23 protein-coding genes are annotated in these 26,108 nt (G+C 45.5%); 17 read left to right on the top strand and 6 right to left on the bottom strand.

Annotated features, from left to right (window positions below):
* Positions 1–4 precede the first annotated feature (4 nt).
* Both ACH59B_RS21195 and ACH59B_RS21190 read left to right on the top strand, forming a co-directional pair.
* Positions 5–115: a cytochrome bd oxidase small subunit CydS gene (locus ACH59B_RS21195; RefSeq protein WP_014278118.1), complete on the top strand. Its 111-nt coding sequence runs from the start codon at positions 5–7 to the stop codon at positions 113–115.
* A gap of 209 nt (positions 116–324) precedes the next feature.
* Complete coding sequence (locus ACH59B_RS21190; protein ID WP_019688607.1) at positions 325–1,335, top strand: MBL fold metallo-hydrolase; 1,011 nt, start codon at positions 325–327, stop codon at positions 1,333–1,335.
* Positions 1,336–1,427: 92 nt separating this feature from the next.
* Here the strand turns inward: ACH59B_RS21190 and isdG are convergent, their stop codons facing one another.
* From isdG to ACH59B_RS21170, 4 genes are read right to left on the bottom strand one after another with little or no spacing between them, the layout of a single operon-like run.
* Positions 1,428–1,778 carry a heme oxygenase gene (isdG, locus tag ACH59B_RS21185; RefSeq protein WP_016820299.1) on the bottom strand — a complete coding sequence of 117 codons (351 nt, stop codon included), beginning with the start codon at positions 1,776–1,778 and terminating at the stop codon, positions 1,428–1,430.
* A 1-nt stretch (position 1,779) separates the two neighbouring features.
* Positions 1,780–2,571 (bottom strand): ABC transporter ATP-binding protein, encoded by a 792-nt coding sequence (locus ACH59B_RS21180; protein ID WP_404302587.1) that lies wholly within the window; start codon positions 2,569–2,571, stop codon positions 1,780–1,782.
* On the bottom strand, positions 2,568–3,566 hold the full coding sequence (locus tag ACH59B_RS21175) for a FecCD family ABC transporter permease (RefSeq protein WP_404302585.1): 999 nt from the start codon (positions 3,564–3,566) through the stop codon (positions 2,568–2,570). The genes ACH59B_RS21180 and ACH59B_RS21175 overlap by 4 nt, the downstream gene beginning before the upstream one ends.
* Before the next feature lie 9 nt (positions 3,567–3,575).
* Positions 3,576–4,553, bottom strand: a complete 978-nt coding sequence (locus ACH59B_RS21170; protein WP_019688606.1) for an ABC transporter substrate-binding protein — start codon at positions 4,551–4,553, stop codon at positions 3,576–3,578.
* A 399-nt stretch (positions 4,554–4,952) separates the two neighbouring features.
* Between ACH59B_RS21170 and isdC the strand changes: the two genes are divergently transcribed.
* The 8 genes from isdC to ACH59B_RS21130 all read left to right on the top strand — a co-directional run bounded on the left by isdC (position 4,953) and on the right by ACH59B_RS21130 (position 15,809).
* A complete protein-coding gene (gene isdC, locus ACH59B_RS21165) occupies positions 4,953–5,468 on the top strand; it encodes a heme uptake protein IsdC (RefSeq protein WP_044786252.1) in 516 nt (171 codons plus the stop codon).
* 72 nt (positions 5,469–5,540) lie between these two features.
* Positions 5,541–6,008 carry an NEAT domain-containing protein gene (locus ACH59B_RS21160; protein WP_025365835.1) on the top strand — a complete coding sequence of 156 codons (468 nt, stop codon included), beginning with the start codon at positions 5,541–5,543 and terminating at the stop codon, positions 6,006–6,008.
* 31 nt (positions 6,009–6,039) lie between these two features.
* Positions 6,040–6,537: an NEAT domain-containing protein gene (locus ACH59B_RS21155; RefSeq protein ID WP_016820293.1), complete on the top strand. Its 498-nt coding sequence runs from the start codon at positions 6,040–6,042 to the stop codon at positions 6,535–6,537.
* Between the two features lie 99 nt (positions 6,538–6,636).
* Positions 6,637–11,004, top strand: coding sequence for an NEAT domain-containing protein (locus tag ACH59B_RS21150; RefSeq protein WP_404302581.1), 4,368 nt, complete (start codon positions 6,637–6,639; stop codon positions 11,002–11,004).
* A gap of 181 nt (positions 11,005–11,185) precedes the next feature.
* Entirely contained in the window at positions 11,186–12,145 is a 960-nt protein-coding gene (isdE, locus tag ACH59B_RS21145; protein ID WP_404302579.1) for a heme ABC transporter substrate-binding protein IsdE, read from the top strand.
* Positions 12,146–12,159: 14 nt separating this feature from the next.
* A complete protein-coding gene (locus ACH59B_RS21140; RefSeq protein ID WP_404302577.1) occupies positions 12,160–13,143 on the top strand; it encodes a FecCD family ABC transporter permease in 984 nt (327 codons plus the stop codon).
* Positions 13,133–13,966: an ABC transporter ATP-binding protein gene (locus ACH59B_RS21135; RefSeq protein ID WP_404302575.1), complete on the top strand. Its 834-nt coding sequence runs from the start codon at positions 13,133–13,135 to the stop codon at positions 13,964–13,966. The genes ACH59B_RS21140 and ACH59B_RS21135 overlap by 11 nt, the downstream gene beginning before the upstream one ends.
* Positions 13,967–14,180: 214 nt before the next feature.
* Positions 14,181–15,809 carry an ABC-F family ATP-binding cassette domain-containing protein gene (locus ACH59B_RS21130; RefSeq protein ID WP_016820289.1) on the top strand — a complete coding sequence of 543 codons (1,629 nt, stop codon included), beginning with the start codon at positions 14,181–14,183 and terminating at the stop codon, positions 15,807–15,809.
* Positions 15,810–15,990: 181 nt separating this feature from the next.
* Here ACH59B_RS21130 and ACH59B_RS21125 read toward each other — a convergent pair whose 3' ends face one another.
* Positions 15,991–16,176, bottom strand: coding sequence for a hypothetical protein (locus ACH59B_RS21125; RefSeq protein ID WP_016820288.1), 186 nt, complete (start codon positions 16,174–16,176; stop codon positions 15,991–15,993).
* Positions 16,177–16,615: 439 nt separating this feature from the next.
* Here ACH59B_RS21125 and ACH59B_RS21120 point away from each other — a divergent pair, with 439 nt between their 5' ends.
* Together ACH59B_RS21120 and ACH59B_RS21115 are read left to right on the top strand one after the other, a co-directional pair.
* A complete protein-coding gene (locus tag ACH59B_RS21120) occupies positions 16,616–17,485 on the top strand; it encodes a cation diffusion facilitator family transporter (protein ID WP_045245019.1) in 870 nt (289 codons plus the stop codon).
* A gap of 188 nt (positions 17,486–17,673) precedes the next feature.
* On the top strand, positions 17,674–18,861 hold the full coding sequence (locus ACH59B_RS21115; protein WP_025365829.1) for an SH3 domain-containing protein: 1,188 nt from the start codon (positions 17,674–17,676) through the stop codon (positions 18,859–18,861).
* Positions 18,862–18,990: 129 nt separating this feature from the next.
* Here the strand turns inward: ACH59B_RS21115 and ACH59B_RS21110 are convergent, their stop codons facing one another.
* On the bottom strand, positions 18,991–19,158 hold the full coding sequence (locus ACH59B_RS21110) for a DUF1328 domain-containing protein (protein ID WP_013373051.1): 168 nt from the start codon (positions 19,156–19,158) through the stop codon (positions 18,991–18,993).
* Positions 19,159–19,419: 261 nt separating this feature from the next.
* Here ACH59B_RS21110 and ACH59B_RS21105 point away from each other — a divergent pair, with 261 nt between their 5' ends.
* The 5 genes from ACH59B_RS21105 to ACH59B_RS21085 all read left to right on the top strand — a co-directional run bounded on the left by ACH59B_RS21105 (position 19,420) and on the right by ACH59B_RS21085 (position 26,064).
* Positions 19,420–19,941 carry a DUF948 domain-containing protein gene (locus ACH59B_RS21105; RefSeq protein ID WP_016820285.1) on the top strand — a complete coding sequence of 174 codons (522 nt, stop codon included), beginning with the start codon at positions 19,420–19,422 and terminating at the stop codon, positions 19,939–19,941.
* Between the two features lie 50 nt (positions 19,942–19,991).
* Entirely contained in the window at positions 19,992–20,510 is a 519-nt protein-coding gene (locus tag ACH59B_RS21100; protein ID WP_016820284.1) for a hypothetical protein, read from the top strand.
* A gap of 96 nt (positions 20,511–20,606) precedes the next feature.
* The gene (locus ACH59B_RS21095; RefSeq protein ID WP_013373048.1) at positions 20,607–20,948 is read left to right on the top strand and encodes a general stress protein; all 342 of its coding nucleotides are present in this window, start codon (positions 20,607–20,609) and stop codon (positions 20,946–20,948) included.
* A 234-nt stretch (positions 20,949–21,182) separates the two neighbouring features.
* Positions 21,183–22,364, top strand: coding sequence for a PP2C family protein-serine/threonine phosphatase (locus tag ACH59B_RS21090; protein WP_016820282.1), 1,182 nt, complete (start codon positions 21,183–21,185; stop codon positions 22,362–22,364).
* A complete protein-coding gene (locus tag ACH59B_RS21085) occupies positions 22,348–26,064 on the top strand; it encodes a response regulator (protein ID WP_045245020.1) in 3,717 nt (1,238 codons plus the stop codon). The genes ACH59B_RS21090 and ACH59B_RS21085 overlap by 17 nt, the downstream gene beginning before the upstream one ends.
* Positions 26,065–26,108: the final 44 nt, after the last annotated feature.

Genomic DNA, 26,108 nt, shown 5'->3' with positions numbered 1-26,108 from the left:
TAGAGTGGTTGCTTTCGAGCATTTTACGATCATGTATGAGTCGCCGATCATTATCGTGGTGGCGATTGTGTTTTTGTTTATTTATTCGGCACGCTTTAAAAATCCACAGGACTGACAATAACATGTGGAGCAGGCCTTCTGATAGATCCGGGAGGTCTGTTTTTGCTGTATTATCGCAGAATTTCCTTTACAGATGTGATTGAATTATACTTTACATAGTTCAGGATGTTGCATCATTTCATGATCACATTTGAGTGACAATATATAGTTAAATTGAACCGTTGTGTTTTTTGGAGAACGGGTCTGTCAGGGAGGGGCTGCATCATGCCTAAAGTGCGTTTTAACAATATGGATCATGTAAATACCGATAAAACCATCAAGCAATTCAGACAATGGCGGCAGGAGCGACGCAGCAAAATAAAGGATTACACGTTCGTTGTGCCCAACCATCTCCCGGAGCTGGAGTTTCTGCATAGTAATCGGGAAATGGCGACGGCGACCTGGGTGGGCCATTCCACCTTTTTCATTCAGTACCTTGGGCTGAATATGGTCACCGATCCGGTGTGGGCAGAGCGTATGGCTTTTGATAAAAGATTGGCTCCGCCCGGCATTCGCATTCAGGATGTGCCACCGCTGGATATCATTCTGCTGTCACATTCGCATTATGATCATTTACATTTGGCATCGTTGCGGAAGTTATATCGTGCAGATACATTGATACTCGTCCCCTCGGGGTTAAAGTCGAAAATGATCCGCAAAGGCTTTCGCAACTGCCATGAGCTGCAATGGTGGGAGCATTTTACGGTAGGTGGAGTGCGGATTACATTTGTTCCGGCACAGCACTGGACACGGCGTACGCCGTTTGATACCAATACTTCACATTGGGGTGGATACGTTTTGCAAAGTGAGCAGCAGGTGATCGGTTCTGCCACGTCTGTTGCAGGCTCAGATGCTCACGCAGAATCAGATTCAGCGGAGGCACCTACGTTGTATTTTGTGGGAGACACGGGATATTTCCGTGGGTTTAAGGAGATTGGCGAGCGCTTTGCTATTGATCTGACCTTTATGCCGATTGGTGCGTATGAACCGGAATGGTTCATGACCTCACAGCATGTGACACCGGAGGAGGCGTTGCAGGGCTTTGTGGATTGCGGCGCAGATCAGATGATCCCGATGCACTATGGAGCCTTTAAGCTGGCGGACGATACGCCGAGAGAGGCGCTGGATCGTCTTGAAGTGGAGCGAGAGCGCTTGGGGATTGCAAAGGAACGCATCCATGTACTGGGGCACGGAGAGACGCTGAAAATTGGGCGCCGTTGCTCAACTAGAATCTGAAGGGTTCAGTAACGTATATAAAATAAGCGACTCGGTGGACAATGAATTTGCCTGCCGAGCCGCTTTTTCTAGTTTTAGGCTACCGTCCAGAATTAAACGGCTTCGATATCACTCGCCAAAGAGGAATCATTGTTCGAGATGGGATGACGAACGATTTTAACCTCATAAAATGTAATTTTGTTTTCAATAATATAGTCTGGAATTTGACGGTGGTTGTGGGATTCGCGGAACGCTTCACTTTTCGTCCAGCCTTGGAAGTTCTCTTTTTCCTGCCAGCGTGTGCTAATCGTTACTTCCTCATAATCCTTCGTGTTTTCCGTCAGCAGCACTTCCAGACCGAGGAAGCCTTCCATTTTTTCAACCTGTCCTTCTTTGTTAAATCTTTCGATGAGCAGGTGGGCATTGCCCGGTGTAATTTTAGATGTATTTGTAACGATAACCATATTAAATTCCTCCTGAATGATGTGGTATGGTCGGTATAATAACCGGATAGCCATCCTCAAATTTGATGGTAGCGTTCATTTCATAAATGTCGCGAAGAAAAGCAGACGTCAAAATCTGACGGGGTTCGCCAGCGACGGCGATTCGTCCCTTTTTAAGCGCAATCATATGATGACAATAGGCCGCAGCTTGCTGCAAATCATGCAGTACCATAACAATCGTCAAGCCGGACTCGTGATTGATACGCCGCAGCATATCCATAACTTCAAATTGATGGGCGATATCCAGAAAAGTGGTTGGTTCATCGAGTAAAAGAATACCCGTTTGTTGGGCCAAGGCCATTGCAATTCGCGCTTTTTGTTGTTCACCTCCCGATAGAGTATGGAACATCCGATCTGCATAGGGCTTGATGCCTGTGATTCCCATGACATGGTCGATAATATGCTGGTCTTGCCTGGTAGGACTTGTCCTCAAACCCTTGGTATGAGGGGATCTTCCGTAAGCGACCAGCTCACGGACTGTTAATAACGGCAGCATGTCCTTCATTTGCGGCAGCATGGTAATCGTCTGGGCAAAATCACGCCGTTTATATTCCTCTACGGGCCTGCCCAGTACGGAAACCTTGCCCTGATCCTGCTTGAGCAGCCGGGTCAAAATCCGCAAAAGCGTAGACTTGCCTGAGCCGTTGGAACCGACAATGGCAGTGAGTTGTCCGGCGGGCAAGGTAATGTTCACATCGTCCAGCTGGAAATACCCGCGTTGTAAGGAAAGATGCTTACCCTGAATGGCTGTCATCCGAAATTCCCCCGTTTCTTGAGCAGGATTAAGAAGAACGGTGCCCCAATGACGGCCAGCAAAATACCGACAGGCAGCTCAATCGGATCAAACCAAGAGCGTGCCACTGTATCGGCTAGGACAACCAGTGTCCCACCGCCCATGATGGAAAGGGGGAGGAGGAAACGATAATCTTCCCCGATGAGCAGCCTTATAACATGGGGAACGACCAGTCCTACGAACCCGATCAGCCCGGCTACACTGACCGCCGTGCCGGCGAGCAGGGCAGAGAGCAGGATAATGAGCATCCGTTGAAGCTCTACCCGCTGGCCCAGTAACTGTGCTGAATCATCACCCAATAGCAACAAATTCGCAGGCTTAATGGCAAACAAAGAGGCGATTAAGCCAATGATAGCGTAAGGAGCCATGAACTCCAGATGATGCCAGCTTCGTCCATTTAACCCGCCGGATAGCCAAGGAAGTACAGCCTGTACGCGGTCGCTGTACATGACCATTACGCCGTTAGTGAGCGCGCCCAGCAACGCGTTGATTGCAACACCAGCCAGTACAATTTTGACAGGGGAGGTCCCTCGGTCCCAAGCCAGCAGGTAAATGACGATCGCACTCAGAAAGGCTCCCAAAAAGGCGGTTACCGGAAGAAGGTAACTAAGCTGTGGAAGCATCACCATCGTAAAGACGGCTGCAAGTCCACCTCCAGCCGATACCCCAATAATGCCTGGGTCAGCCAATGGATTTTTCATGACGCCTTGAAGAAGTGCTCCTGAAGCTGCGAGACAAGCACCTACCAGTAAACCCACCAACACTCTGGGTAGTCGGAGATCCATTAGGATCGTGCGATATGTGGATTCATCATTATGTAGCAAAACCTGATTGATTTCTTGAAGTGGAATCGACACCGAACCGTAGGCCAGACCGTACACAGAGACAGCTAGCAGTAAGATCGGAAGGGTAATCCAGGCGATGGTGCGTCTTCTGGTGCGCTGTAGTTTGTTCATCGTCATCGCCTATTTCGCCGGATACAGCTTTTGGTGCATCAAATCCAGCGCTTTAGTGACCCGTGTCCCCGGATTCGTCCCGAACAAATCTGAAGGTAAAACTTCGACCTGATTGTTTTGGACTGCCCTGATTCCGTTCCAAGCTGCATTTTCCTGCATTTCCTTTATAAATGCGGCTTTAACCTCTTCCGTATTACCATGGGTCATGATGAAAATGTAATCAGGGTCAGCTTGTACGATGCGTTCTGTGTTCAACTGCGCATATTGCGGGAAATTTTGCAGGCCCGGAAAATCAGCGGCGATATTGGAGCCACCTGCAACTTCCAAAATATTTCCGCCTAGAGAATTCGGCAGCGCCGCCATGTACGTGGCCGGGGCTCCGTAAACCAGCAACACCTTCGGTTTGGAGGTAGAGGCTGTTTCTTTTTGCAGCTTGACTACCTGTTGGTCAATTTGTTGGTTCAGCTTTACGGCCCCGGCCTGCTTTTGCAGTAATTGTCCGAACAGCGTAATTTGTGACTGGATATCCTGAACGGAATTGGCCCCAGTCAGCAGCAGTTGTGAACCGACTCCTTCAATAGCTGGAATGTCTTTTTCATTCATAGGATAATTGCCTAGCACGACATCCGGTTTGAGCATCGTAATTTTCTCCAGATCCACTTCATGGGTGGAGCCTATTTGCTGAACGTTTTCAGCAGCAGGTACGACGGAAGGTCCATTGGAGTTGGGTCTGCCCACGGCTGTCCCGCCTAATGCGTAAATAATATCCAGATCGCCATTGCTGAGCGCAACGATATGTTGAGGGACCTTTTGAAACGCCAACGTCCGTTTTGAAAAGTCAGTAACTTGAATCGTCGCGCCGCTTGTCGTGCTTGAAGCGGTAGATACGGAAGCGCTGGCTGGTTTGTGATCTGCGGAGGTACCATTACTACATCCGGTAACTGCCAATAAAAGCGCTGCGGACGACCACAACACATAAGATTTCATGTTATTCCTCCTGCAATTTTCAAGTTAAACAATAATGATAATCATTTTCATTTATGTATAAGAGAATGATAATGAATATCACTGAGTATTGTCAATTGAAAAAAGCAATTTTTTAAATAAATTTTGAACTAAAAACAAAAGAGAGTCATTCGAATTATAGAAGAAGGAACTACAAATTTTTATTAAAAAATAGCATATATCAAGGGATTACGTACACACAAATACATATTGACATTTTCGAAAAGTGTAAGATATATTGGTGATGGGTTTACTTGATTTTGCGAAATTATGGAATAGAGAGGTGGGGAGACAAGCTCGAAAAGAGCTATTTTTTTTAAATTATTAATTGAGAATGATAATCAATTAGTTATATTCTCGTGGGGAGGGACTGCTGTCAAAATGAAGAAGGGGTATTCTGCAATTATTGCTGTGTTTCTGCTGGTGAGTGTGCTGAGCTTTTGGCCAACTTCGTCATCTGTAGGAGCCGCTGCGGCTTCTCCGAAATTGGCGGATGGTACATACACGCTCAAATACAATATTCTCAAGGCAGAAAATGATTCGGTGTCCATGGCAAATGATTATTTTGAAAAACCAGCTAAGTTGTATGTAAAGAAAGGTCAAATGACCATGCAAATTAAGCTGAATCATAGCGAATGGACAACCGGGTTTAAAGTGGATTACAAAGGTAAAATCATCGATACCAAGATCATCCAAAAGGATGCCAAAGCCGATACTCGCACCGTGCAATTTCCCATTGCAAGTGTCAACAGCCCGTTGATCTCTAAAATCCATGTTACTGTCCCTGCTTACAATTACGATCATGACTATACGATCCGCTTCGCTTTTGATTCCAAAAGCATCAAAAAAGTTGCAGCCGTCCAGTCAGCGAAATCAGCCAAATCTTCCAAAAAGTAAATTGAAGCCATCTTTATCGTTCATAAAATCAACATAAATTCAAGCATAAAAAATTGAGGAGTGTGTGTAGATATGAATATGGTAATGAATCGCTTTGAGCAATTTTCTTTCAAGAAGGCATTCGTAGCACTGATCATGACAGCACTTGTTTTTGCACTGATGGCTCCACTTTCTGCTAAAGCAGCAGCAGCCGACGGCACGTATAACGTAGATTATACCGTTCTGAAGGATCAAACCAATGAAACTTCTCGATTGGACAGCTATCTGACGAAGCCTGCTCAGGTTACGGTAGCTAATGGCAAAAATGTTGTTCGTCTGACTGTGAAAAGCAGCAATCTGATTACGGCGTTCAAAGTAGAGCAAAATGGCGTATTGCAAGATGCGACTGTAGTAAGCACAAATCCGGCGAACAACACTCGTGTCGTGGAATTCGAAGTGGCTGACCTGAATGCCAAAGTAAATGCTTACGCTGAAATTACCATCCCAGTGATTGGCTACACAGGCAAGTACGATGTACAACTGCAATTCGACGAAATCTAATCCAAAATAAAACGTAAAAGGAGATTAAAACATGAACATGATTATGAATCGTATGGAGAAATTGTCTCTAAAAAAAGTAATGCTCACTGTATTGATGGCTGCGCTTGTTTTTGTGGTACTAGCCCCATTCTCAGCTAATCAAGCGAACGCAGCTTTGCCTAATGGAACGTATCAATTGCCTTATACCGTTTATAAAGATGGAACCACTGAGCCTTCTTACATGGATACCAATGGTTATGTAAAAAAACCAGCCACACTGATTGTTACGAATGGTCAATACAAAGTGCGAGTAGCTATTACTAAAAGTGCTTGGGTTACTGAATTCAAAACGCAACAAAACGGCCAGTATGTGAATGCGACTGTGGTAAGTACATCAGGTGATACAAGAATAGTAGAGTTTCCTGTAAGTAATTTTGCTCAAAAATTGAACGTTAAGTTGCATGTAAGTGTACCAAAAGAATACACTGGCGGCATTCCTTACGATCACGACTATGTTGTTCAATTCCAATTCGACGACAGTGATATCTAAGGGTTTCATTTTGAGATAATGATTTTGAACTGAATGCTCATTTGGAGCTTAGTTCCAAAGCTCCAAATGAGTATATTTTAAGTAGGGGGATACATCACCTTGAAAAGCCGATTGAACAAATATATTACGACATTCGCTGCTATTCTAATGTTGTTTTCTTTATTTTCACCATACGCAGGAGCAACACCCGAGGATGAATCCACTTCGTCGAATTTGCCTGACTCAAGCACTACAGTGACTAGTGCTACGTATGCTACTTATGAGTATCCGGTAGAACTGCCCGGTCCATATGTTGAGCCTACGAATGCTATAACAACAACTGAAGCGACTTATGCAGATGGAGAATACCTGATTGATTATAAGCCTTTGCGCAAGACAGTCAGTGGAAGCACCAAGGATTCAAGTTTTAAAACAAATTATACCTACCCTGGAGATTTGATTATTAAAGATGGAAAATACCATTTTTCATTTAAATTTGCAGAGGCTCAAGGGCTTTCGAAATTTCTAGTTGAACAAAACGGGGAAACGGTTCCCGCCAAAATAGAAGTAGATTCCGGAAAAGCTTCGGGAACGGTAAGCTTCGATGTTTATGATTTTCATCAAAATGTAAATACGGAGTTTGGATTTAACAGCAGTTCTCCATGGTATGTAGATACCGATCCGGACCGTTCAGTGAAGGAATGGATTGAGTTTGATCCTTCCAGTTTGAGACTTAAAAACTCAACCGAGAATCCAACCGTTCCACCAGTGACACCACCGGTAACGCCTCCTGGCACAGGAGAAAAGTTAGCTGATTTGGACTTTACCCTCTTGAAAGATGGAACAGAGGAAAAGTCCATGATGGATGGGTATACGGAGAAGCCAGGCTCGCTAATTGAGCGTGGAGGCAAACAATATGCCCAGTTTACGTTAAAGAATAGTAAGCAAATTGATGGCTTTAAGGTAGAGCAAAATGGAGTGTTAACTGACACCTCTATTGTAAGTGAAGACCAGAATGCGAATACACGAGTTATCGAGTTTGAAGTAAAAGAACTACCAGCCAAGCTGAATGCATGGGTGAGCATCAACTGGCCTGAGTTGGGCTACGTGCATACTTATAATGTAGATCTGCAGTTGGCTTCTGTACCTGTACCAACAACTTTGGCGGATGGAACGTACTCTATTAACTTTGATACTTTGCATGCAACCAAAGATCAGCCATCGGCCATGGCCCAATATCTGTTGTCTCCGGCGACTTTGACGGTATTGAAGGGACAAAAAGAAGTTTCCTTCACCATTAAAGACAGCACTACCGTAACAGAATTCAAAACAGAGCAAAACGGGACACTTACGGATGCAGATATTATAAGTGAGGACAAGACAGCCAACACGCGTGTTGTGAAATTCAAGGTAGCTGATTTGGACGCAATTTTGAATGCACAGGTCCATGTGAGCACGACTTATCCAGGTGGGGTTTATGAGATGGACCATAAACTTCGTCTTCAGTTCGATAAAAATAGTATCACAGAAAATGGAAGCTCTCCAGAAACGACATCCAATCTGGACTTCACTCTTTTGAAGGATGGAACGAATGAAGTTTCTATGATGGATGGGTATACGGGGAAACCAGGCACCTTGATTGAACGTAATGGCAAGAAGTATGTTCGTTTCACCTTGAAAAACAGTAAACAAATTGATGGTTTTAAGGTAGAACAAAACGGAGTATTAACTAATGTTGCTACAGTAAGTGAAGACAAAACTGCGAATACACGAGTTATTGAATTCGAGGTTAAAGAAATACCTGCTAAGTTAAGCGCATGGGTAAGTATCAACTGGCCTGAACTGGGCTACGTGCATACCTATAATGTAGATCTTCAATTGGCTTCTGCACCTACATCACCTAGCTTGGCAGATGGAACGTATGCTATTAACTTTAATACCCTGCATGCAACCAAAGATCAGCCATCCGCAATGGCGCAATATCTGTTATCTCCAGCGACTTTAACGGTAGCAAAAGGACAAAAAGAGGTTTCCTTCACCATTAAAGACAGCACTACCGTAACAGAGTTCAAGACAGAACAAAACGGGACATTAACGGATGCAGATATTGTAAGCGAGGACAAGACAGCCAACACGCGTGTTGTGAAATTCAAGGTAGCTGATTTGGACGCAATTTTGAATGCACAAGTGCATGTGAGCACGACCTATCCAGGTGGGGTTTATGAAATGGATCATAAGCTTCGTCTTCAATTTGATAAAAACAGCATTACAAATGCTCCAACCCCGGTTGATCCTGGGACGCCAGGTACACCAGGCACGCCTGGAAAGAATTTAGCTGATGGAACGTATTCAATTAATTTTGATGCGTTGCACGCAACCAAAGATCAAAAATCGGCCATGGCGCAATATTTATTGTCTCCGGCTACGCTGACGGTATCGAAGGGCAAGTATGAAGCCTCCTTTACGATTAAAGACAGCACCACCGTGACAGAGTTCAAAACAGAACAAAACGGGACGTTGACAGATGCAGATATCGTTAGTGAGGATAAGAATGCGAATACACGTGTTGTGAAATTCAAGGTGGCCGATTTGGACGCTATTCTGAATGCACAGGTGCATGTGAGCACGACCTATCCAGGTGGGGTTTATGAGATGGATCATAAGCTTCGTCTTCAATTTGATCGCAGCAGCATTACAGCTAAAGGACCGGATAACGGAACCACAACTCCAGTGGAAAATGGCAGATACAGCATTGATTTCTCCGTACTCAAAAACGGAAGCAATGAAATATCTGTGATGGATGGATATATGCAAAAGCCAGCCACACTGTTAAAACAGTCCGGTAAAAATATCATTCAAATTAAAATGGACAAGAGCAGCTGGATTAAAACGTTTAAAGTAAATGGTTCTGAAGCTCAGGTGGTTGAACAGTCCACCTCTGCAGACACAAGAACAGTACAATTTGAAGTACCTAATCTGTCAGATAAAGTTACAGTGAACACGCATGTCATCGTACCTGGATTAGATTTGGGTGGCATCCCTTATGACCACGTATATGATGTGCAGTTCCAATTCGAGCCTGCCACCATTCGCAGCTTTGTTGAGCCTACCTCTTCAGGGGCGGCTGATCCTATCGTTAAACTGGATTTTGACAAGCTTGCCAATGGGAAATATGCATTGAAATTCACCATTGTGCTGCCAGATGGCATCACAGGATCTGAATCTCCGGCTCAACGCTTCATCACTAATGAACCAGCGCAATTGGTCGTGGAAGGCGACAAACGGTTTGTAGGTCTGAAGCTGCAAAACAGCAATGAAGTTAAGGCGCTGCGCATTTGGGATAACGCAAGTGGAGGTTATCAGGATGCAGAAGTGACCCGGGAAGATGCAGCAAGTAATACGAAGGACGTTCGTTTCAGTGTAAGTGACTTTAAGAACAACGTAAAAGGTCAACTGGTTGTCTACGAAGCTCCAAAAGTGGCAAGTAGCGCTCCGATGGTTTTCAAGGCGGAGGATCGAGTAGAAAAGGTATATGATTTTGAATTTAAATTCGATACCAGTAATGTATCTTATCACAACGAAACAAAAGCAGATGAAGTAGAACAGGGGAAAAATAACTTAGCCGATGGAGAGTACACTGCGAACTTCCGTGTGCTTGCAAACGGAACGGACAAGGATTCTTTGGTGGCTCCATTTGTACAGAGTCTGGCCAAGTTGATTGTGAAAAATGGTAAGGTTCAGGCTCATGTAACCGTAACAGACAATCATGCTTTGAAATTATTCCAAACGGACTTTGAGGGCCGCTACGCGAATCCGACGATTGTGGGTACCGACACAAAAGGTGATACACACACAATTGCCTTCGAAGTACCCGATCTGGATAAAAAGCTGAGTGTGTACACACAGGTATATCTGCCTGAGAAATACATTTTTAATGAGAAATTCGGCGGACAGATTCAATTTGACCGTGCATCGCTCAAAGGTGAAGGAGTTAATGCAGCTACAACTGCAACCGCTACTGAATCGGCAGCAGCTTCTACGGACAAAGCAACAGAAACGACCACCTCGGTAGCTGAAGCAAAACCAGCAGTTGAGCAACCAGTTCAACCTGCTTCCGAGAAGCAATACACGATCAATTACAACGTATTTAAAGACAAAACGAATGAAGCGTCCGTCATGGATGGTTATCTCGATAAACCAGCCACATTGATTGAAAAGGGAGACAAGCGCTATATCCAAATCACTTTGAAAAACAGCTCTTGGATGCCGACTCTACAAGTGGAGCAAAACGGTACCCTAAAAGATGTGGAAGTGATCTCGACATCCGGTGATACACGTATCGTTCAATTTGAGGTAGGGGACTTGTCTCAGAAAATCAGTGCTTACACACACGTTATTGTGCCTGGTTTGGTCCTAGGCGGAGTACCGTATGATCACTGGTATACGGTTCAGTTCCAATTTGATGAAGCAAGCCTAAAGGTGAAATAATCTCAGGTTATGACATCAATGAAGCCTAAATAACAGCAAAGTTTGTATGCGAGCAAGTCTTGGTGCCCCGGCATCAAGACTTGTCAGCATTTACATACCCGAGGAATTTGCAAAAATCCACCCGAAAAAATTGGGACTCACGCTGTTGCTCTATATTTTGAATTGAGGTGATTGGATTTTCATGAAACAGTATGCAGCTTTGGCTCAAAGGAAAGCGTTTGGTTTCTATATGTTAATCGGCATCATGATCTTATTGCTGGCCGGATGCTCCGGGGGAGCACAGCCTGGACAGGACCATAGCGATGGTTCGACTTCAACAGCAGCATCAGATGCAACCGGAAAGTCCTCTGATGATAAAACAGCAACTCTACGTATTGTGGCGACTACAGTAGCCATTTCTGAAATTACGGATGCGCTGGGCTTGGATTTGGCTGGCAAGCCAACAAGCACCAAAGTATTGCCTGATCGTTACAAGGATGTTCCTGATGTGGGGAATCCGATGAGTCCTGATATGGAAAAAGTAATGTCCTTGAAACCTACAGATGTGCTTTCGGTGACCACACTCAAATATGATTTGGAGCCCAAGTTTAAGGACCTGAACATTAATGCTGAATTTTTGAATTTTGAAAGCCTTGCGAATATGCAAAAGGAAATTCAAAAGCTGGGAGACCGATTTGATAAAGCTGAAAAGGCGAAAGAGATTAATGGGGCCTTGGATGCCAAAGTTACTGAGATTCAGCAAAAAATTAAAGGCAAGAAGTCTCCTAAAGTACTAATTCTACTGGGTGTTCCGGGAAGCTATCTGGTGGCTACCGAACATTCCTATATTGGGGATATGGTTAAAATTGCAGGCGGGACAAATGTGGTTCAAGGTGAGAAGGTGGAGTTCATAGCCCACAATACCGAAGCCTTGCAGCAATCCAATCCTGATATCATTTTGCGTGCTGCACACGGGATGCCGGATGAGGTTGTAAAAATGTTCGATGAAGAGTTCAAAACTAACGATATCTGGAAGCATTTCAACGCTGTGAAAAAGGGGCATGTTTATGATTTGCCTGAACCGTTGTTTGGCACCACTGGGAATTTAGCGGCAAGCTCTGCGCTGGATGAGCTGATGAAAATGCTGTATCCTTCGAATTAAAGGAAGCTGATGACATGTCCAAAAAATTATGGAGCCTTATTGTTGTAATTGTCTTACTCGTCGGTGTCATGCTGTACTCAGCGATGACAGGCAGCCTCAAGGTGAATTTGAGTCAGTTGGTGGCCGGATTGTGGACAGGAACAGATGATCAGGTGAATGTGGTCAAGGATCTAAGACTACCGAGAATTATCGTAGCTGTGATAGCGGGTGCAGCCCTTGCAGTGGCGGGCGTTTTGCTGCAAGCCGTCATGAAAAACCCGCTGGCAGATTCCGGGGTGATCGGCATTTCTTCGGGAGCGGCCTTGGTCTCGCTGATCGCGGTGACCCTCTTTCCGGCGCTTTATTTCTGGATGCCGTTCTTTTCATTTATCGGCGGTGCGTTGGCCTGCCTAATGGTCTACGGATTTTCATGGAAATCTGGCTTGCATCCTATTCGACTTATTCTGATTGGGGTGGCAGTAAACGCCATCTTTTCCGGCCTAGGTCAGTCGTTTAACTATCGGGGCAGTTATGCGGTCACCAGCATTAACCAGGTCACCACCTCAACCTTGTCTATGAAAAAATGGGTAGATGTCGAGGTGATTGTGACTTATGGCGGAATTGGTTTAATTTTGGCCATGCTCGTCTTCTCTTGGTGTAATTTCTTGTCCCTTCAAGATAAAACGGCTAAAAATTTGGGCCTTAACGTGACACGTGCACGACTTTTAATTTCTGTGATAGCAGTGCTGCTTGCAGCAACGGCTACAGCTATCGCAGGAGTGATTGCTTTTATCGGCCTGCTCGTTCCGCATTGTGCCCGCTACCTGGTTGGCTCGGATCATAAGTGGCTGATTCCGTTTTCTGCCTTATGCGGCGGTTTGCTGCTGTTGCTTGCGGATACGCTGGGGCGAACGGTGCTTGCTCCCAATGAAATTCCGGCCTCTATTATTATGGCAGTCATTGGCGGACCATTCCTGATATTCCTGATCAGAAAGGCGGATCGCACCTATGGACATTAAAGATATAACCTTCTCCTATGATCGAAAAACAGATCGTCTACATGCGATCAATGCTGTTATTGAACGGGGACGAATTACTACGATTATTGGCCCCAATGGATGCGGCAAATCGACACTGCTCAATGTGATGTCCAACAATGCCGTTCCTCGCAAGGGCCAGGTGGTTCTGGATGGCAAGGAGATAGCCCACTACAAGCCCAAGGAACTGGCCCGTCAATTGGCGGTAGTTCATCAGCAGAACGAAGCGCCCTCTGACCTGACAGTAGAAAAACTCGTCAGCTTCGGAAGACTGCCTCATAAGAGCATGTTCACAACCAGCCGGGACGAGGACGAGGAAGCAGTCGAATGGGCTATAGCCTGCACCAATCTGGAGGAACGCAGGACACATACACTGGATCAGCTCTCAGGAGGAGAACGGCAGCGTGTGTGGATTGCAATGGCCTTGGCACAGCGAACGCCGATTTTATTTTTAGATGAGCCGACCACCTATCTGGATATGTATTACCAGCTTGAGATTTTGGAGCTTATTCGGCAGCTCAATCAGGAGCACGGACTGACCATCGTGATGGTGCTGCATGATATTAATCAGGCTATTCGGTATAGTGATGTGATGATCGCTATGAAAGAAGGACGCATAATAGCGAATGGTTCGCCTATAGAGGTCGTTACATCCGAACTGATTCAGGCAGTCTATGGTGTGAAGGTAGTCATAAGACAGGACGAGGAGGCGGGCATGTATCTTATTCCGATAGGCGTCGGAGATTCCGAACATTTACACGCACAGAGAGAGTGTAAGGTATCTGTCCTTGAGTTATCTCATTGAATTTAAAACATAAAAATGGTTCTGATCCAGGTGTTTGTCAGGTGACAATCGTGAGGACAGAAGCATTTTTTTATTTTATTTATAAGATATTGGATGAGATTCAGGGGCAGTTCTGCTTAGACTACGGTTCGAATCCGATCTTTTGTGTGTTATACTATTGCCGTCGGTAATTTTGTGTTTAGCACTTTACTAATGATAAGGATGGTATGCTTATATGATCAGTACAAGCGGCGTAACGCTTCGTTATGGTAAACGCCCACTTTTTGAAGACGTAAATATCAAATTTACTCCTGGGAACTGCTACGGCCTGATTGGGGCGAATGGCGCGGGTAAATCCACCTTTTTGAAAATTCTTTCCGGTGAAATTGAAGCCAATTCAGGTGAGGTTCACATGACACCAGGCGAACGGATGGCTGTCCTCAAGCAGAACCATTATGAATACGATGAATTTCCGGTTCTGGAAACCGTTATTATGGGCCATACGCGTCTGTATGAAATCATGAAGGAAAAGGATGCACTGTACGCCAAAGCGGAGTTTTCCGAAGCAGACGGTTTACGTGCTGGTGAATTGGAAGGCGAATTTGCAGAGCTGAACGGTTGGGATGCCGAGCCGGATGCGGCTGCATTGTTGATCGGTCTGGGGATTCCGCGTGATCTTCATGACAAAAAAATGGCTGAAATGAGCGGCAATGACAAAGTGCGCGTTCTGTTGGCACAAGCGTTGTTTGGTCGTCCGAACAATTTGCTGCTTGATGAGCCTACCAACCATTTGGATCTCGAATCCATTCAGTGGCTGGAGAACTTCCTGATGGACTATGAAGGCACTGTCATTGTTGTATCCCATGATCGTCACTTCCTGAACAAGGTATGTACGCATATTGCGGATATTGATTTTGGTAAAATCCAGATGTATGTCGGAAACTATGACTTCTGGTACGAGTCCAGCCAGCTTGCACTTACACTGGCTCGCGATGCGAACAAGAAAAAGGAAGAAAAAATCAAAGAACTGCAAGCCTTTATTCAGCGCTTTTCTGCGAATGCTTCCAAGTCCAAACAGGCAACTTCGCGTAAAAAGCAACTGGATAAAATTACGCTGGACGACATCCGTCCATCGAACCGTAAATATCCGTTCATTAACTTCAAGCCTGAGCGTGAAGCGGGCAAACAATTGCTGACTGTAGATAGTCTCAGTAAAACCGTGGAAGGCGAGCAAGTACTGAACGAGTTTAGTCTGGTCGTGAACAAAGGCGATAAAATTGCGTTTGTAGGTCCGAACGGTCTCCCTAAAACAACGCTCTTCCAGATCTTGATGAACGAACTGGAAGCGGATAACGGTGAATTTTCCTGGGGGATTACAACGAGCCAAGCGTATTTCCCGAAAGATAACTCCACTTATTTTGAAGGTGTGGATCTGAATCTGGTGGACTGGTTGCGTCAATATTCCAAGGATCAGGACGAAACGTTCCTGCGCGGCTTCTTGGGACGTATGCTTTTCTCAGGCGAAGAAGCGCTTAAGAAAGCAAGTGTGCTGTCCGGGGGAGAAAAGGTTCGCTGTATGCTGGCAAAAATGATGCTGAACGGTGCTAACGTACTGCTTCTGGAAGAACCGACCAACCACTTGGACTTGGAATCTATCACAGCGCTGAACAATGGTCTGATCGATTTTGACGGGACTATTTTGTTCACTTCTCATGACCATCAGTTCATTCAAACCATCGCGAATCGCATCGTGGAAATTACACCAAACGGCGTAATCGACCGTACGATGAGCTATGATGAATACTTGGAAAATGAAGAAATCGCTCAATTGCGTGAACGCATGTATCCGGTAGAAATCGGCTAACATCCGAACCGCTAATTTCAGCAAATAGATAAACGAAAGAGGAGCTCCATCAGGCCATTGCCTTGGCCGGGAGACTCCTCTTTTTTCGTTTTGTGCCATGACCTTTAGCTTACTTGGTTCCGAGAGTGAGTCAAGATAGATCCCGCCTGATCTCGGTCCCCTATATAGCCTAGAGGGTGGCTTATGATCCGCCTGTACGACGGCGTTGGTTGTTCGGCTTCTTCGTATTTTGGCTTTTCAGTGTTTTGGTGGAACCGCCTTGAAAGCCGCCCTGCTGTGAAGCGCCGGACTGCTGTTTTTTTTGTGCCAGCTTTTCGCGAATGGCATCTGCGAGATTAATTTTACGTGGTTCCTTAGCATCGCTCATGAATAAATTCCTCCTGTTGCCGCCAGATTCATGTCAATCATGCTGGATTGAAGAAAAACGCGGCTGTGTCCTCATTTTATACGTTTTTAAAAGAAGGGACAAGGGCAACAATGATAACACATCGCTGGAGTGAGGTAAGAGGAGAAATGTCTGTTTTTTGCATGAAGGAAAAATTGTTTTGTGTAACCTACAGGGATGGGGCCTGGCAATACTTTTTCATTGTTCCTACAGCGATGTAGAGTGGAAAGACTGTTTCTCTAGACCCACACAAAGTTCGTCTGTTATCCTAAAAATAACAGTTTTCCAAAGGTGAATTGTTATTTTTAGGGCAGCTATGCTGCTTGTTTGAGGGGTAGTGTAAGGGCAGCTATGCTGCTATTTTTATTTCTGGGCAGATCTTTACGCTGCGAACTATCTATTTGAAGGAGTGTCCTCCGTTGTGGTAAATGTCTATGATGAAATACGAAAAGGTGAGCGAGGGGCGTGGGTAAGCATTGCTGCTTATCTTTTGCTGTCCGCTTTTAAGCTGATTAGCGGATATATATTTGCCTCTAGCGCGTTGCTGGCCGATGGATTCAACAATGTCACCGATATTGTGGTGTCGGTTGCTGTATTAATTGGTCTGAGAATTTCGCAAAAACCACCAGATTCCGACCATGCCTATGGACATTTTCGGGCCGAAACGATTGCGGCGCTGCTGGCGTCCTTTATTATGGCTGTTGTTGGTTTGCAGGTGCTGATTGATGGAATCGGAAGCATTTTCAAGGGAGAAAAGCAAATACCGGATATTACCTCTGCGGGTGTGGCTGTGATTTGCGCAGTGATTATGTTCGGGGTGTACCTGTACAATAACAGGCTCGCTCGGCAAATCAACAACAAGGCGTTGCTGGCTGCGGCCAAGGATAATCTATCAGATGCACTCGTCAGTGTTGGAGCAGCAGTGGGCATTATTGGCGCACAGTTCGGGCTGCCGTGGTTGGATACTGTGGCGGCGATCGTGGTAGGATTCATTATTTGTAAAACGGCGTGGGAGATTTTTAGGGATTCCACACATAGCTTGACTGATGGATTTGATGAGCAAGAACTGAACGACTTACGGAGTACGATTGCTCTTATACCTGGAGTAGAGGGAATTCGAGACGTTAAAGCACGGGTACACGGTAACCATGCGCTGGTGGATGTGGTCATTGAGGTGAATCCGCAACTCAGTCTGATCGAAGGACATCGGATCAGCGATCGGATTGAGGAACGTTTACAAGAGGTTCATAATACAATGCACGTTCATGTCCATGTAGAACCTAAATTATAGATTAATTATTAAATAATTAGTATTAAAAGTGACTTTAGACCTATATCAAAAAAGGTGTACACGCTATCTTTTGTGACGTTTGGATTATATCTCTCTTCCTGCTGCTTTTACTATAATGAAGGCATGTCCGGCTATATTCGTCGGAATTATGCTCTTCAAATTCGTAAAAACAGCCAGGAGGTGCAACATTGAGAAGACGCGTGATGGGAATGCTCATGACGTCAGCCGCGCTGTTGGCAGCAATTCATGTGGCGCCGGGTCAGGTTGACGCAGCGGCATCGACAGCATCCACAGGACAGAAGGCGGTTATTCAGGCGGCTGTAAAGCTTAGATCCGATCCTTCGACTACGGGCGATGTAGTCAGCTTTATGAAGCAGGGAGAGGCCGTAACAGTATTGGAGAAAACGAATAGCTATTGGTATAAGATCAAGACCTCTGATGGAGTAACCGGCTACACAAGCAGCTCCGACAAGTACATAAAAGTTGGCGCTACCAGCGTCGCTGCTGCTGTCACCCCGTCTGCCAGCCGTAAAACGGAAGCCTCAGAGTCAGCTAAAACTGTTTCAGCTTCAGTTAAAAATGTTTCAACTAAAGAGGCTCCGGCTTCAGTGAATAGTTCTGCCGGTCAAACGAAAGCTACGATTCAAACGTCCGTTCGTTTGCGGGCGGAGGCATCCACTTCTTCCGAGGTTCTGGGCTATATGAATACAGGGGATGTCGTTACGATTACCGATTCCAGTAACGCGTATTGGTTTAAGATCACCACTGCTGATGGTACAGTAGGCTATGTCAGCTCATCTCCACAATATATTCGTATTGGTGAGGGGGTTGTTGTGCAGCAGCCTGTGGCATCTTCGGCTGCACCCGCTTCAGATACTACTGCTCTACCTGCGGTAGCGTCTCCTGCTTCGACGGTTAGCTTGCCTTCTGGTGATGCAGCGGCTGCAATCGAACAGGTTATTGACACAGGTATGACTTACCTTGGAACACCTTATGAATATGGTTCTGATCGCAACAGTACGGCTACTTTTGATTGCTCGGCATTTACTCGCCAAATTTTCCGTCAGGCTGTAGGGATCCAGCTCCCGGCAGATTCTCGTTCACAGGGTGAGTGGATCAAGCAGAACAGTCAGCCGAATACAGATATGACTACACTGAAGCGTGGCGATCTGCTCTTTTTTACAAATTATAATGCATCTTCCGGGGCGTACACGTCCTTGGATAATTCCTCCCAAACGATTACGCATGTAGCTGTATACTTGGGAGACAACAAGCTTCTCCATACGTTTTCTGTAGCGGCCGGTGGTGTAAAAGTTACGGATTTCAGCAAGCCTTGGCAGGATCGTTTCCTGTTTGGGGGCAGCGTGATCCAATAAAAACGCCGTTCACTGTTAAAAGCTGCATCAAAAAAGGATGTTCCACATCTCTGTTGACCAGGGTGGGAACATCCTTTTTTGATAAGCATATGATACATATCACGTTTGGGTGTAGCTATCATCCAACGTCTATGAAGCTCGTTTTCTTCCGGTAAAAAGTGAAATAACGAATAAGACCAAAAATAGCACAAATAACATTTTGGCTATTGTAGCTGCTACGGAGACGACGATACCAAAAAAACCTAAAATCCCGGCGATCACAGCAAAAACTAAGAATAAAGCCGACCATTTCAGCATGTTCTGTATCCTCCTTTGATTGTATATAATGTGGCATACTCGCGCCCCGATAGAGCGTGGTAGCAGAGGATGGTGACTTCTACAGATTAAGTGTGGCTGTGCCATCATTATACGTTGTTTTAAACGGTGCGAGGGCCCGTGAATCATAACCTTTGGAGCACAAGAAGATACCAGTCTGGACGTTGTTTCGTGTCCGAATGTAGAGGGTAACTATGCAGTAATCATAAACATCATCGTGAAAGACGAAAGAGAGGTTACGCTATGTTAACACAGGTCAGCATTTTTATTATTGCTATCGCATTTGCCGTACTCGTTATTTACCTTATTAAGACATTGAAAGCAGCTCAAGGTTCTCTAGATAAGGTAACTCAAACCTTGCAGGAAGTACAAAAGACAGTCGATGAACTAAGTTATGAAGTAAAACAAACGGTTCGACATGCAAATGACATCACCGCAGACGTTGATCATAAATTGAAGCAAGTGGAACCTGTGATGGAGTCGGTTAAAAACCTGGGGGAGGTACTCAGCGAAGTGACGCTGGCCGCCAAACAGGCTTCAACAGCGTTAATGACACGCCTTCAGAAGTCACGTAGCACTGCGAGCAGCACTTCCGGAACGGAGAAGGCGATCAAGTCAACGGGATCGAACAGACCTTTGACTGCAACAGAGCGGACGGTTCAGAGCTACAATGCCACTTATGGGGAACCTGCGGGCAAGCCGGCTAAGAACTGGCTGGGTTATGTAGACATCGCTGCTGGGGTGTGGCAGAAAATGCGTCAGTAGTATAGTGCTGAACCGTAAACTATAGGAAATTCATTGAAAGGGTGAGAATTATGATGAAGACATTATTACTAGCCGCTGGTTTGCTCACTCCCTTTTCCGGACAGGATACGGTTCAGCAAACCGTCTCCCCGCAGACAGCGGGGCATATGGTAAGGGCTGTTCAGACGATAACTGATCCACATGCTGTGCCAACTGATTTTCATACCTTAAATGGCATATCTCTGGATGATACTCGTGCGGATGTATTGAAAAAACTGGGCAAGCCACTTCGAATTAAGAAGGATAAGCTGCTGCTTTCTACAGAATATCAATACCCGGATGTCACCGTAGGTATGCGTGAGGACGTCGTCTCCTATGTGCATGTAGATCCTGCTGCCGGTCGAATCAAAGTGAATGATAAGTGGCTGCCACTGCAACGGAAAACGCTGGATCAAGAGCTAGGCGGCTCGCAATTTACGGCAGAAGACGGAGAGGTGTATGTGCGCGGGCAGCGGGCGATCAAAGTATTTACGGATAAGACGTCTGACAAGCCAAAGTATGTTGAGTTTTTTGATGAAACGGAGTGGTAATCGATTTTTTCGAGGCGTGACATCATATGGAAGTTTCAAATGGATGAATGAAGTGTAATAGTCAGAGAAGTCAATCCTTAAAGGAGCGTGAGAAACATGAATCAGACCAATCATAAATCTTATGCCAAGGTGGTAGAGAACGGTGTACAAGCCGTTGAAGCTGTGAATGAGTTGCGTAACACGGGCTATCGTTATGAGGATGTGTTCGTGCTCGCTCATGATCAGGATCGGACGGATCGTATCGCAGATACGGTAGCTGCCAAGGAAATCGGGATTAAAGAAGAGGGCGTTTTTGACTCCTTAGCGAATTTGTTCCGTTCTCGTGGCGATGAGCTTCGTGCTAAAATCACTTCCTTAGGTTTTACCGATACGGAAGCAGATTTTTATGAAAAAGAATTGGATCAGGGTAAAGTGCTGGTTATTGCGAAAAAAGCGTGATTTTCCAGCTCATCATAGGATTAAGCAAACTTAGATTTGAAAAAGAGGATGTTGGCCGCAGCCCAAGTGTTTCGCGGGTCCTCCAAAAACATAGATAAGGAATGGGGTTTTAGCCTCATTCCTTATCTATGTTTTTGGAATGCCTGCTTACGGAAACGCTATTTCTAATTAACAAGGGTGTTGCCCCATAAGCAGGTATAGTATAATACATGGGTTACAGATAAGGAGAGAGCAATGAGAATTCTAATTGTTGATGATAATCCAACGAATGTCATTATTATTCGTGAAATACTAAAAAAAGAAAATTATCGCGATGTGATCTCTGCCAGCTCGGCCGCAGAAATGCTGGAGCATCTGGGAATCGGCGACCGTACCATTAGTCTTCGCCCCCGTCCTTCGGATATTGATTTGGTGCTGCTCGATATGATGATGCCTGAAATGGATGGCATTGAAGCTTGCAGTATTGTACAGGAATATGAACATTTAAAAGATATTCCGATTATTATGGTCACCGCTGTAGGCGATTCTAAAAAATTGGCCGAAGCTCTGGATGTGGGAGCCGTCGATTATGTCACAAAGCCGATCAACAAGGTAGAGCTAATGGCGCGAATTCGATCTGCCTTGCGTCTTAAGCAGGAAAAAGACTGGCATAAGGACCGGGATCAGCGAATTCAGGATGAATTGAAACTGGCTGCGATGGTACAGCAGGCGGTGCTAAGTCCTGCCATTCAGGACCCTATGCTGCAAGCGAATGCACTGTACCAGCCTTCCTTTGAACTGGCGGGAGATTTATATTCATGGTATCCGCTAGGAGAAGGGAGATATGCCATCATTTTGCTCGATATGATGGGGCATGGCATTTCTTCTTCTTTGTTTTGCATGTTCATTGCGTCTGTACTCAAGGATACGGTGACCACGTATGTGGAGCCGGAGAAGGTCATACAAGAGCTGAATCGTCGTTTTAATCAACTGGACCTGGGCAAGCAGCTGGTACAGTATTATTTTACGGCGATTTATATGGTGATTGATACTCGTTCACGGCGAATTGACTATGTAAATGCAGGGCATCCTCCCGGCTTGCTGTTCAATCAGGACGGTAGCATAACCAAATTAGACCGTGCGTGTAGTCCGGTCGGATTGTTTGATAAAATTGATGCAGAGATGCACACGATTTATTACGAAGGAACTGGGCATATCGCTTTGTATACAGATGGCTTGCTGGAGACGGTAGAAGGTGAATATGAGGAACAATTGGAGTATCTGACTGCCTGTCTGCGCAAGTATGAGGAATGGAATGAAGAAGCGATGCTGGATGCGTTTTTTCGTAACGAGGGGCCGCAGGATCGCGATGATGATAAGTGCCTGATCTGGATTTCATTGAAAGAGGGAGAGAGCTTGCATGAAAATCAGAAATAAACTGCTGATTGGCTTTGGATCGCTTATGGCGATCCTCCTTGTGCTGACGCTAATCAGCTATGACCGGATGGGGAGCTTGAATGAACAGCTGAACCAGGTTTACCAAGAACGATATGTGAAGGTCCGGAAAACAACGGCTATACGCGGACAGGTGAACGATATGGCTAAAGTCATGGCCAACTTGATCTTGAATCCAGGCTCCTCTGTCAGCGAGGCCAAGCGCGAGATGGATGATATTTCTGCTACTGGAACAAAAGTGCTGGCTAGTCTGCAAACGGATTCCGGTACGAGTGAAGAGCAACAGCAGATTGACCGGGTGGCTGTCGCCTGGAAAGATTATCTAAACTATGAAGAGAGACTCGTTTCCTTATTGGAGCAAGATCGTATTGAGGAAGCTAATGCTTTCCGTAATAGCACGGGTCTGCCTGCTCAAGAGGAGGCAATGGACAGCATTAATACCCTAGCTGTTTTCCAAGACCGGGAAATTGATAACGATATGAAGCAGGCCAATCAGGCTTATGAGGAATCTGTGCAGATTACCACAATCCTGATGGCGGCCGGTCTGATGATGGGCTTACTGGTTATTTTGTGGGTGCTTCCTAGCATTGCCAAAGGTCTAAATACCGTTAACCTCATGATGAACGGTTTTGGCAAGGGAAAGTACAGGGCTATCAGCCGCATGAGTGTGGCCTCCAAAGATGAAATCGGAGAGGTTGCTCGTGTGTTTCAACAATTGGCTGGAGACCTGGATGAAAAAAGGAAATTCGAGCATTCCGTCCTTCAAACGCAGAAGGACCAAACTTGGCTTAATGCCAATACTGCTCGATTGACTGAGCTGTTTCGCGGTGTGAATTCACTGGAGCAGGTTGCTCAGATGTTCATTAGTGAGTTTACACCCATTTTGGGGGGCAGCTATGGAGCCATCTACCTGCAAGGAAAAGAGGTAGAAGACAACCGGTTCAAGTTATACGGCTCCTATGCAAAGGTGACTGGCGAAGGCTCGATCAGAGACGCTATCCAGGTGGGCGAAGGTTTGCTTGGACAGTGTGTTCTGGATCGTAAGCCAATCTTGATCACAGAGGCACCTGAAGGATACTTGTCCATTGGCTCCGCCTTAGGAGAAAGTAAGCCAGTTGGAATTATGATTTTCCCTATTATGTTCGATGATGAATGCATTGGTGCCGTGGAAATAGCGTCACTGGATCGCTTCAGTGATCTGGAAACGAAGCTGTTTGCTCAGTTAGTGGAGAGTTTGGGAATCATTTTGAACAATATCAAGGGACGGATGCGGGTTGAGCAACTATTGCGCGAATCACAAGCACTTACCGAGGAATTGCAATGCCAGTCCGAAGAGTTGCAAACTCAGCAAGAAGAGCTCAAGCGTTCTAACGAGAATTTGGAGCAGCAAACAGAGGAGCTTAAGCGTTCCGAGGAATTATTACAGCGTCAACAGGAAGAATTGGAGCATTTTAATACTGAACTGATTGCTAAAACGAGAGCACTGGAAGAACAGGTTCGAGAAGTGGAAGAAAAGAACGATGAGATCGAACGTGCACGAGCCCAGTTGGAGCAACAGGCGATGCAGCTTGGGATCACAAGCAAATACAAATCCGAGTTTTTGGCCAATATGTCGCATGAATTGCGTACTCCGCTAAATAGCTTGCTTATTCTTTCTCAGCTGCTGTCTGAGAACAAGGAAGGCAATCTCAAGCCCAAACAAGTTGAATATGCACAAACCATTTATATGTCGGGCGCGGATTTGTTGAAAATGATTGATGAAATTCTGGATTTATCCAAAGTGGATGCTGGAAAAATGGATATTAACCATGAAACGGTCCATTTGAAGGAACTGGAGCTGTTTGTAGAACAGAATTTTGCTCCAGTCGCAGCCAAACGAGAGCTTCAACTGCATACCGAAATCGAAGAGAATTTGCCAGATGCTATTATAAGTGACGGTTATCGTCTCAAACAAATTTTACGTAACTTACTGTCCAATGCGTTCAAGTTCACCACGGAAGGTTCTATAAGTTTCAAGGTATCTCGGGTAAATGGAGAGCAGCTTCCGGGTATGCTAAATCCACGAAAATCCTATCTGGCTCTATCTGTGCGTGATACCGGCATCGGGATTGCTTCAGATAAGACAGATCTGATCTTCGAAGCCTTCCAGCAGGTAGACGGTACGACTAGCCGAAAATACGGGGGAACAGGGCTGGGGCTGTCGATCAGCCGTGAGCTTTCCAAATTGTTGGGCGGTGCCATTACAGTCGAATCCGAGCAGGGACAGGGCAGTTGCTTTACACTGTATTTGCCGGAACAAACGCCTACCGAAAAGAATAAGGATTCTCATTCGAGAGAGGCGCTTAACAGTGCAGATGTGCCTCCGGCTTTTGAAGGCGCCGCTGCTTCAGCGGAAGCAGATCTTCCAATGATTATGCCAGCTGAACGCTTACCTGTGTATCAGATACCTGCGAAGAGCGGAGCGGAGGACATACATCCGGGTGACGACCGAAACGAGATTACCCCGCAGGATAAAGTGCTGCTGATTATTGAGGATGATATTAATTTTGCTAATATTTTGTACGACATGGCCCGTAGTCGGGGCTTTAAGGCGTTGATTGCTCTCAAAGGAGACGATGGGCTGAACATGGCTCATACCTATTTGCCCGACGCTATTATATTAGATATTCAGTTACCTGTGATGGATGGCTGGTCCATTTTGGGCGAGCTGAAAGGCAATTCGTCGACACGTCATATTCCAGTACATGTTATCTCAGTCATAGATGATGTGAAGCAGGGCTTGATGATGGGCGCAATTGCTTATCTCAAAAAGCCTTCCTCGAAGGAGAGTCTGGATAAGGCATTTTCACATATAAAGTCGTATACGGACCAAATGGTAAAACGCCTCCTTGTAGTCGAGGATGACGATAATCAACGCAAATCCATTATTGAGCTCATCGACCATGATGATGTGGCCATTACAGCGGTATCGACTGGTAAAGAAGCACTAAACGAGCTGGCCACCCAGCGGTATGACTGCATGGTACTGGACCTGATGTTGAGTGACATGACAGGCTTTGAATTGCTCGACCGCATTCGGGAAAATGAGCAGCTCACCGATCTGCCGATCATTATTTATACAGGCAAAGATCTGGATAGTAAGGAAGAAACACAACTTCGAAAATATGCAGAGTCCATTATTATTAAGGATGTCAAATCACCGGAACGACTTTTGGATGAGACTACGTTGTTCCTGCATCGGGTGGAGGCAAATCTTCCTGAGGACAAACGTAAAATTCTGCAGAAGCTTTATAACAAGGAAGAGCTGTTTGAAGGCAAAAAAATATTGTTGGTAGACGATGATATTCGTAATGTATTTGCTCTGTCCAGTGTGCTGGAAAGCTATCGTATGGAGGTTACCTTTGCTGAAAATGGAAGGGAAGCACTGGAACTGCTCGAACAGACACCTGATTTTGATCTGGTGCTGATGGATATGATGATGCCGGAAATGGATGGATATGAAGCGATGCGACGTATCCGGTTAATGCCACAATTCGAGAAGCTGCCTATTATTGCCCTGACAGCCAAGGCGATGAAAGATGATCGTTCCAAGTGTATTGAGGCAGGCGCTTCCGATTATGTAAAAAAACCGATTCAAACCGAACAGCTTTTATCATTAATGCGAGTGTGGTTGTATTCGTAACCCAAAAAAATGGGTAATATAAAACGACACATGATTGAGAGCGG

The organism is Paenibacillus sp. DP01, assembly GCF_044784315.1.
Taxonomy (GTDB): domain Bacteria; phylum Bacillota; class Bacilli; order Paenibacillales; family Paenibacillaceae; genus Paenibacillus; species Paenibacillus polymyxa.
The sequence above is the reverse complement of the archived record's forward strand: the minus strand, read 5'-3'. Positions and strand labels throughout refer to the sequence as shown.